Source organism: Streptomyces sp. NPDC003035, assembly GCF_042888285.1.
GTDB lineage: Bacteria > Actinomycetota > Actinomycetes > Streptomycetales > Streptomycetaceae > Streptomyces.
Genome location: NZ_JBIAPJ010000001.1, coordinates 149,703 through 158,151, shown reverse-complemented (window position 1 = coordinate 158,151; position 8,449 = coordinate 149,703). Strand labels below are relative to the sequence as shown.

The following is an 8,449-nucleotide window of genomic DNA, read 5'->3' as shown; positions in this document are numbered from 1 at the left end:
GGCGCGGGGCCCCGGCCCGCCCCCCACCCACAAAAACCCCCCCCAAAAAAAAAAAAACTGGGGGGTTTTCTTCTGGTGGGGTCCAAACATTTTTGGGGGGGGGGGGGGGCGCCGGCCCCCCCCCCCCACCAGTCTACGTCCCCTTGCCGGCCGATTCCTTCGTCCGTTTCTCGACCGGGCCCCGGCGCACCGAACCCGGCGCGTTCCAGTCCTGGTGCTTCCTGGCGCGCTTCTTCGCGGCCTCGGAGGACTGCAGCTGGTACGGGACCGACGTCACCATCACGCCGGGGGTGAAGAGCAGGCGCCCCTTGAGCCTCAGCGCGCTCTGGTTGTGCAGCAGATGCTCGTACCAGTGGCCGACGACGTACTCCGGGATGTAGACGGAGACGGCGTCGCGCGGGCTCTCGCGGCGGATGTTCTTCACGTACTCGATCACCGGCCGGGTGACCTCGCGGTACGGAGAGTCGAGGATCTTGAGCGGCACGTTGATCCCGCGCCGGTCCCACTCCTCCCTCAGCGCCTTGGTCTCGGCCGGGTCGACGTTGACGCTCAGCGCCTCCAGCTCGTTCGCGTGCAGCAGCTTGGCGTAGGCGAGCGCGCGCAGCGTCGGCTTGTGCAGCTTGGAGACGAGGACGACGGAACGGACGCGCGAGGGGCGTACGTACTCGTCGGGGCGCTCCTCCGCGGCGGCGATCTCCTCCGCCACGGAGTCGTAGTGCCGGCGGATCGCGGTCATCGTCCCGTAGAAGATCACCATGCCAAGCAGCGCGACCCAGGCGCCGTGGGTGAACTTCGTGGCGAGGACGACGACGAGGACCAGGCCGGTGAAGAAGGCGCCGAAGGTGTTGATCGCACGGGAGCGGATCATGCGGCGGCGCTGCGCCGGGTCCCGCTCCGTCTTCAGGTGGCGGTTCCAGTGCCGGACCATGCCGGTCTGGCTCAGAGTGAAGGAGACGAAGACGCCGACGATGTACAGCTGGATGAGCTTGGTCGAGTCCGCCCCGTAGACCCAGACGAGGAGGGCGGCGGCGCCCGCGAGGAGCACGATGCCGTTGGAGAAGGCGAGCCGGTCGCCGCGGGTGTGCAGCTGGCGCGGCAGGTAGCGGTCCTGGGCGAGGATCGAGCCGAGGAGCGGGAAGCCGTTGTACGCCGTGTTGGCGGCCAGGAAGAGGACGAGTGCCGTGGCCGCGGCGAGGACGACGAAGAGGAAGGTGCCGTCGCCGAAGACGGCGGCCGCGACCTGGGAGATGACCGGGTCCTGGACATAGCTCTCGCCGACCGGCACGCCGTTCAGCAGCAGGTCGTGGGCGGGCTTCTCGGCCATCCGTACGTCGGTGGCCATGGCCAGGAAGATGATGCCGCAGAACATGGTGACGGCCAGGCCGCCCATGAGGGCGAGCGTGGTCGCCGCGTTCTTCGACTTCGGCTTGCGGAAGGCGGGGACGCCGTTGGAGATCGCCTCGACGCCGGTGAGGGCGGCACAGCCGGAGGAGAAGGCGCGCAGCAGCAGGAAGAGCAGCGCGAAGCCGGCCAGGCCCTGGTGCTCGGGCTTGATCTCGAAGTCGGCGGTGGGCGCCTTCATCGTCTCGTCGAGGACGATCCCCTTGTACGCGCCCCAGGCGATCATGAGGAAGACGCCGGCGACGAAGACGTACGTCGGGATGGCGAAGAGTTTGCCCGACTCCTTCACCCCGCGCAGGTTCATCAGGGTCAGGAGCACGATGACCGCGATCGCGCAGAGGACCTTGTTCTCCACGACGAACGGGATGGCCGAGCCGAGGTTCTCGATCCCGGAGGAGATCGAGACGGCGACGGTCAGGACGTAGTCGACGAGCAGGGCGCTGGCGACGGTGAGTCCGGCCTTCGGGCCGAGGTTGGTGTTGGCGACCTCGTAGTCGCCGCCGCCGCTCGGATAGGCGTGGACGTTCTGCCGGTACGAGGCGACGACCGTGAACATCAGGACCACGACGGCCAGCGCGATCCACGGGCTGAAGTGGTAGGCCGACAGACCCGCGATGGAGAGGACGAGCAGCACCTCACCGGGTGCGTACGCCACCGAGGACAGCGGGTCGGAGGCGAAGACGGGGAGGGCGATGCGCTTCGGAAGGAGGGTCTCCCCGAGCTTGTCGCTGCGCAGAGCCCGTCCGATCAGGATCCGTTTGGGCAGGTCGGTCAGTTTGGACACAACAGAGGATCGTAAGCGTTCGAAAAGAGCCATGCTCACCGCGACCCCCGATCCATACGGAATCTTTCCGGCCGGCCACCTCGGATGAGGTCCCGTTCGGTGTTGCCGCATAAGCTCGGATCGGGCAGCACAGCAGGGCGCTGCCCGCCGCGGCCCGGGCCAGTCGGGTGAGGAAAGTTGTGAGCAGGGTGTATTCGCAGGTCAGTAAGACGATCAGGAGTGCGGGGTAAGGGGACGTGCACATCGTCATCATGGGCTGCGGGCGAGTGGGAGCCGCTCTCGCGCAGACCCTGGAGCAGCAGGGGCACACCGTCGCCGTCGTGGACCAGGACCCGACGGCTTTCCGCCGTCTGGGCTCCGGCTTCGGCGGCCGCCGTGTCACGGGCGTCGGCTTCGATCAGGACACGCTGCGCGAGGCGGGGATCGAGGAGGCCGGTGCCTTCGCCGCGGTGAGCAGCGGCGACAACTCCAACATCATCGCCGCGCGGGTCGCGCGCGAGATGTTCGGCATCGAGAACGTGGCGGCCCGCATCTACGACCCGCGGCGGGCCGAGGTCTACCAGCGCCTCGGCATCCCGACGGTCGCCACGGTCCGCTGGACCGCCGACCAGATGCTCCGGCGGCTGCTGCCGTCCGGCGCCGAGCCGCTGTGGACGGACCCGAGCGGTGGGGTGCAGCTCGCCGAGGTGCATACCTCCGCGGCGTGGATCGGTCACAAGGTCAGCAAGCTGCAGGACGAGACGGGCGTGCGGGTGGCGTTCCTCACCCGGCTGGGCGAGGCGATCATCCCCTCCTCGCAGACCGTGCTCCAGGAGGGCGACCTCGTGCACGTGATGATGCGTACGGACGAGATCGCGAAGGTCGAGGAGGCCTTCGCCGAGGGTCCTGAGGAGGGCGGTCACTGATGCGTGTCGCTATTGCGGGCGCGGGTGCGGTGGGCCGTTCCATCGCGGGCGAGCTCCTGGAGAACGGGCACGAGATCCTGCTGATCGACAAGGCGCCGACCGCCATCTCGGTGGAGCGGGTGCCGCAGGCGGAGTGGCTGCTGGCCGACGCCTGTGAGATCACGTCGCTGGACGAGGCGGCGCTGCAGCGCTGCAACGTGGTGATCGCGGCCACCGGTGACGACAAGGTGAATCTGGTCGTCTCGCTGCTCGCGAAGACCGAGTACGGCGTGCCGCGCGTGGTCGCCCGGGTGAACAACCCGAAGAACGAGTGGCTCTTCAACGAGTCCTGGGGCGTGGACGTCGCCGTGTCGACGCCGCGTCTGATGTCGGCCCTGGTGGAGGAGGCGGTGAGCGTCGGCGACCTGGTCCGGCTGCTGCGCTTCAGCCATGGCGACGCGAACCTCGTGGAGCTGACGCTCCCGCCGGAGTCGGCGATCGCGGGGACGGCGGTGGGCGATGTGGCCTGGCCGCAGGACACCTCCCTGGTGACGATCATCCGCGGCTCGCGGGTGCTGACCCCGAGCGCGGAGGAGACGCTGGAGGCGGGCGACGAGCTCCTCTTCGTGGCCGCCCAGGCGCGCGAGGAGCAGCTGGAAGACCTGCTCTCGGTCCGCCGCGACGACGCGTAGCCGAGGGGCCGGCCCCGGATAATACGCACGTACGGGAAAGGGCCCGGGACCTCGTCGAGGTCCCGGGCCCTTCTCCGTATCCGCGTACCGCGTATCCGCGTATCCGCGTGCCGGTGTCACGCCTCCGGTAGCCGCGCCGCGGCCGCCTTGCGGGCCTTCTCGGCCTCCTCCTCCGCCTCCATCTCGGCGAAGACGTCGATCGGCGGCGGGGCCTTCGCGAGGAAGACCCAGGTGAGGTACACCGCGAGCAGGAAGGGCGGGATCTTCAGCGCGACCAGGACCCAGCCGAACTTGGTCGTGTCGGCCCACCAGTACATCGGGAAGAGGATCGCGCACTTGCCGAGCAGGATCAGGCCCCACGCCATGCTGGCCTTGGCGTAGGCCTTCTTGCGGCCGGGGTTACGGGTCCGCCAGGAGAGGTTCTCCTTGAAGACCGGCCCGAGGATCAGGCCGATGAGCGGGACTCCCGCGAGGGTGGTGACGATGTACGCGAGGGCGAGGCCCAGCGTGTACAGCATGCCCGGCAGGTAGAAGTCCTTGGCGTTGCCGGTCATCATCGCGAAGACCACACCGAACGCCACGCCGAAGACGCCGCTGAACGCGTGCTTGACGGTGTCCCGGCGGATCAGCCGGACGGCGACGAGCACCAGGGAGACCGCGAGCGCCGCGATCGCCGAGATGTGCAGGTCCTTGTTGATCGTGAAGATCGTGACGAAGAGGAGGCCGGGCAGGACCGTCTCGACCATGCCCCGCAGGCCGCCGAAGGCCTCGAAGAGCGCGGCTTCGGTGACCTCCTTCGCCGCCTGGGGGTCCTGGGGGTCCTGGCCGCCCGGAGCGTCCTGGGCGTCCTGATCCGTCGTCGGCTTGTCGAGCGACGTCACCGGCTACTCCTGTCCGAGCGGTCGGAGCTCGTATTTGGGGTTGAAGAGGACCCGCCGGCCGTGGCTCATGGAGATCCGGCCGGAGGCGATCAGCTTGCGGCCCGGCTCTATGCCCACGATGGACCGCCGGCCCAGCCACACCACGTCCAGCGGGGCCGTGCCGTCGAACAGCTCGGCCTCGAGGGCCGGCACACCGGCCCGAGGACGCAGGGTGACCGTGCGCAAGGTACCAGTCACCTTGACTATCTGGCGGTCGGAGCAGTCGCAGATACGCGTGCAGCCCGACGCCTCGGCGTCCTCCTGGAGCTCTTCGGACTCCAGCTCCTCCTGCGAGGTGGACAGCCGGTCGAGCATCCGGCGGAAGCGCCCTGCCGGCTTCTCTGTACGCGGTGCAGCACTCATACAGAAAGCGTACCGGCCCCGGCACACGGCAGAACCGCCCCGGCGGAACCGTCCCGGATCAGCGCTCGAAGCGGTAGCCCATGCCCGGCTCGGTGACGAAGTGCCGCGGGTGCGAGGGGTCGGCCTCCAGCTTGCGTCGCAGCTGCGCCATGTAGACGCGCAGGTAGTTGGTCTCGGTGCCGTACGACGGGCCCCAGACCTCCTGGAGGAGCTGCTTCTGGCTGACCAGGCGACCGCTGTTGCGGACGAGCACTTCGAGCAGATGCCACTCGGTGGGCGTGAGGCGTACGTCCCGCCCGTCCCGGTGCACCTTCTTCGCGGCCAGGTCGACCGTGAAGCCCTCGGTCTCGACCATCACGACGCCGTCCTCGCCGCCGCCGACCGGCTCGGCCCGGCGGACCGCGGCGCGCAGCCGGGCCAGGAGCTCGTCCATCCCGAACGGCTTGGTGACGTAGTCGTCCGCGCCCGCGTCCAGGGCCTCGACCTTCTCGTCGGACGTGTGCCGCGCCGAGAGCACGAGGATCGGCACCCGCGTCCAGCCGCGCAGCCCCTTGATGACCTCGACGCCGTCGATGTCGGGCAGTCCGAGGTCGAGGACGACCACGTCGGGGTGGCGCTCGGCGGCCATCCGGAGGGCGGTGGCGCCGTCGGGCGCCGCGTCCACCTCGTACTTCCGCGCCTTGAGGTTGATCACCAGCGCGCGGACGATCTGCGGCTCGTCGTCGACGACGAGAACCCGGGTCATCGAAGGCTTCCTTCTCTCTGTCGGTGTGGCCGCCGGACGGCGTGGCCACGGGGCGCGCGGTCGGATCGCGTGGTCACGGGACGGCCCGTGTGGGTACGTCGGCGGCCGTCTCCGGCCGCCGGCCCGCCACGGCCCTGAGCGTGAGGGTCATGGTGAGTCCACCGCCTGGGGTGTCCTCGGCGGTGATCGTGCCGCCCATCGCCTCGACGAAGCCGCGGGCGACCGCGAGGCCGAGACCGACTCCGGAGCCGCGCGGGGCGTCGCCGAAGCGCTGGAAGGGCTCGAAGATGCCGTCCTTGCTCTCGTCGGGCACGCCCGGCCCGCGGTCCACGACCCGCAGTTCGACCCGCTCCCCCAGAGCACTGGCGGCGACGGCCACCGGCACGCCCTGCGGGCTGTACTTCACGGCGTTCTCGACGATGTTGGCGACGGCACGCTCCAGGAGCCCCTTGTCGACCTCGACCATCGGGAGGCTCTCGGGGATGTCCAGCTCGGCGCTGCCGTCGGGGACCCCGCAGAGTGCCATGGGGACGACCTCGTCCAGGTCGATGGCGCGGATCAGCGGGGTGACGGTGCCGGTCTGGAGGCGGGACATGTCGAGGAGGTTCCCCACCAGGTGGTCGAGGCGGTCGGCGCCCTCCTCGATGCCCGCGAGGAGTTCGGCGCGGTCCTGCTCGGACCACTCGACGTCGTCGGACCGCAGGGAGGAGACGGCCGCCTTGATCCCGGCGAGCGGGGTACGCAGGTCATGGCTGACCGCCGCGAGCAGGGACGTACGGATCTTGTTGCCCTCGGCGAGCTTGCGGGCCTCCTCGGCCTCGCCGACGAGCCGCTGCCGGTCCAGGGCGACCGCGGCCTGCGCGGCGAAGGCGCCGAGCACCCGCCGGTCCTCGGCGGGCAGCACGCGACCGGTCAGGGCGAGCGCCAGGTGCTCACCGACGGGCATGTCCACGTCCGCCTCCTCGGGGCGCTCGACGGGGCGCGACCCCACGCTCGCCGCACAGGTCCACGGCTCGACGTCGCTCGTGCGCTCCAGCAGGGCGACGGACTCCATGGAGAAGGTCTCCCGGACGCGTTCGAGCAGGGCTTCCAGGCTGGACTCCCCGCGCAGGACGCCTCCGGCGAGAAAGGAGAGGACCTCGGACTCGGCGCGCAGCCGGGCGGCCTGCTGGGTGCGACGCGCCGCGAGGTCGACCACGGAGGCGACGGCGGTGGCGACGGCGAAGAACACGGCGATGGCGACGACGTTCCGCGGGTCGGCGATGGTCCACAGGTGCAGCGGCGGGGTGAAGAAGTAGTTCAGCAGCAGGGAGCCGAAAGCGGCCGACGCCAGCGCCGGCAGGAGCCCGCCGAGCAGCGCCGAGGTCACGGTCAGCGCCAGGAACAGGAGCATGTCGTTGGCCAGACCGAGGTCGGCGTCGACGTGGGTGAGCAGCAGGGTGAGCAGCGCGGGGCCGGCGATGCCGGCGAACCAGCCCCAGATGATCCGGGAGCGGCCGAGGCGGGCGCCGCGTGCGACGGGCAGTCCGCGCCCCTTGGCGACCTCGTCGTGGGTGACGATGTGGACGTCGAGGTCGGGGCCCGACTCGCGGGCGACGGTCTGGCCGACGCCGGGGCCGAGCATGTACTGCCAGGTCTTGCGGCGGCTGGAGCCGAGGACGACCTGGGTGGCGTTGACTCCCCGGGCGAACTCGAGCAGGCCGGAGGGTATGTCGTCGCCTATGACGTGGTGGAACGTTCCGCCGAGGTCCTCGACGAGGGTCCGCTGGACGGCGAGCTCCTTGGGCGAGGCTGCTGTGAGGCCGTCGCTGCGGGCGATGTAGACGGCGAGGACCTCACCGCCCGCGCCCTTCTCGGCGAGCCGGGCGGCCCGCCGGATGAGGGTGCGGCCCTCGGGTCCGCCGGTGAGTCCGACGACGATCCGCTCGCGGGCCTGCCAGGTGGAGCGGATGTTGTGTTCGCCCCGGTACTGCTGGAGGTATTCGTCGACCCGGTCGGCGGTCCACAGCAGGGCGAGTTCCCGGAGCGCGGTCAGGTTTCCGGGGCGGAAGTAGTTGGCGAGGGACGCGTCGATCCTGTCCGGTTTGTAGATGTTCCCGTGGGCCATGCGGCGGCGCAGGGCCTGGGGCGACATGTCGACGAGTTCGATCTGGTCGGCACGGCGTACGACCTCGTCGGGGACGGTCTCCTGCTGGCGCACCCCGGTGATCGACTCGACGACGTCGCCCAGTGATTCGAGGTGCTGGATGTTGACCGTCGATATGACGTCCATCCCGGCGGCCAGCAGCTCCTCGACGTCCTGCCAGCGCTTGGGGTTCCGCGAGCCGGGCACGTTGGTGTGGGCGAGTTCGTCGACGAGGACGACGGCCGGCTTCCTGGCCAGGACCGCGTCCACGTCCATCTCGGTGAAGGTGGTGTCGCGGTACGCGAGCGTGCGGCGGGGCACCTGCTCCAGACCGGGCAGCAACACCTCCGTACGCGGACGGTCGTGGTGCTCGACGAAGGCGACCACGCAGTCCGTGCCGCGTTCCACGCGCCGGTGTCCCTCGGAGAGCATCGCGTACGTCTTGCCGACACCCGGTGCCGCTCCGAGGTAGATCCGTAGCCTGCCGCGTCCCATGGCATGACCTTACGTGCAGGGAAACGGACATTCCGCACGA

Annotated in this window: 7 protein-coding genes; 2 read left to right on the top strand and 5 right to left on the bottom strand. The window is 70.0% G+C overall.

From position 1 onward, the window contains the following. Nucleotides 1–133 precede the first annotated feature (133 nt). On the bottom strand, nucleotides 134–2,185 hold the full coding sequence (locus ACFYV5_RS00665) for an APC family permease (RefSeq protein ID WP_389162663.1): 2,052 nt from the start codon (nucleotides 2,183–2,185) through the stop codon (nucleotides 134–136). Nucleotides 2,186–2,421: 236 nt separating this feature from the next. Between ACFYV5_RS00665 and ACFYV5_RS00660 the strand changes: the two genes are divergently transcribed. Together ACFYV5_RS00660 and ACFYV5_RS00655 are read left to right on the top strand one after the other, a co-directional pair. After that, nucleotides 2,422–3,090, top strand: a complete 669-nt coding sequence (locus tag ACFYV5_RS00660) for a potassium channel family protein (protein WP_389162660.1) — start codon at nucleotides 2,422–2,424, stop codon at nucleotides 3,088–3,090. Continuing rightward, nucleotides 3,090–3,761: a TrkA family potassium uptake protein gene (locus ACFYV5_RS00655; RefSeq protein WP_355106238.1), complete on the top strand. Its 672-nt coding sequence runs from the start codon at nucleotides 3,090–3,092 to the stop codon at nucleotides 3,759–3,761. Before ACFYV5_RS00660 ends, ACFYV5_RS00655 begins: the two co-directional genes overlap by 1 nt. A gap of 116 nt (nucleotides 3,762–3,877) precedes the next feature. Here ACFYV5_RS00655 and ACFYV5_RS00650 read toward each other — a convergent pair whose 3' ends face one another. The 4 genes from ACFYV5_RS00650 to ACFYV5_RS00635 all read right to left on the bottom strand — a co-directional run bounded on the left by ACFYV5_RS00650 (nucleotide 3,878) and on the right by ACFYV5_RS00635 (nucleotide 8,409). Continuing rightward, a complete protein-coding gene (locus tag ACFYV5_RS00650) occupies nucleotides 3,878–4,642 on the bottom strand; it encodes a DUF3159 domain-containing protein (protein ID WP_389162657.1) in 765 nt (254 codons plus the stop codon). Between the two features lie 3 nt (nucleotides 4,643–4,645). Continuing rightward, entirely contained in the window at nucleotides 4,646–5,044 is a 399-nt protein-coding gene (locus ACFYV5_RS00645) for an OB-fold nucleic acid binding domain-containing protein (protein WP_329114953.1), read from the bottom strand. Between the two features lie 58 nt (nucleotides 5,045–5,102). Then, nucleotides 5,103–5,789 (bottom strand): response regulator, encoded by a 687-nt coding sequence (locus ACFYV5_RS00640; protein ID WP_355106234.1) that lies wholly within the window; start codon nucleotides 5,787–5,789, stop codon nucleotides 5,103–5,105. 73 nt (nucleotides 5,790–5,862) lie between these two features. Then, nucleotides 5,863–8,409, bottom strand: coding sequence for a sensor histidine kinase KdpD (locus ACFYV5_RS00635; RefSeq protein WP_355106232.1), 2,547 nt, complete (start codon nucleotides 8,407–8,409; stop codon nucleotides 5,863–5,865). Nucleotides 8,410–8,449: the final 40 nt, after the last annotated feature.

Excerpts from the sequence above, each read along its gene's own strand:
- ACFYV5_RS00655 (WP_355106238.1), top strand. The coding sequence starts at position 3,090 with ATGCGTGTCGCTATTGCGGGCGCGGGTGCGGTGGGCCGTTCCATCGCG.
- ACFYV5_RS00645 (WP_329114953.1), bottom strand. The coding sequence starts at position 5,044 with ATGAGTGCTGCACCGCGTACAGAGAAGCCGGCAGGGCGCTTCCGCCGG.
- ACFYV5_RS00640 (WP_355106234.1), bottom strand. The coding sequence starts at position 5,789 with ATGACCCGGGTTCTCGTCGTCGACGACGAGCCGCAGATCGTCCGCGCG.
- ACFYV5_RS00635 (WP_355106232.1), bottom strand. The coding sequence starts at position 8,409 with ATGGGACGCGGCAGGCTACGGATCTACCTCGGAGCGGCACCGGGTGTC.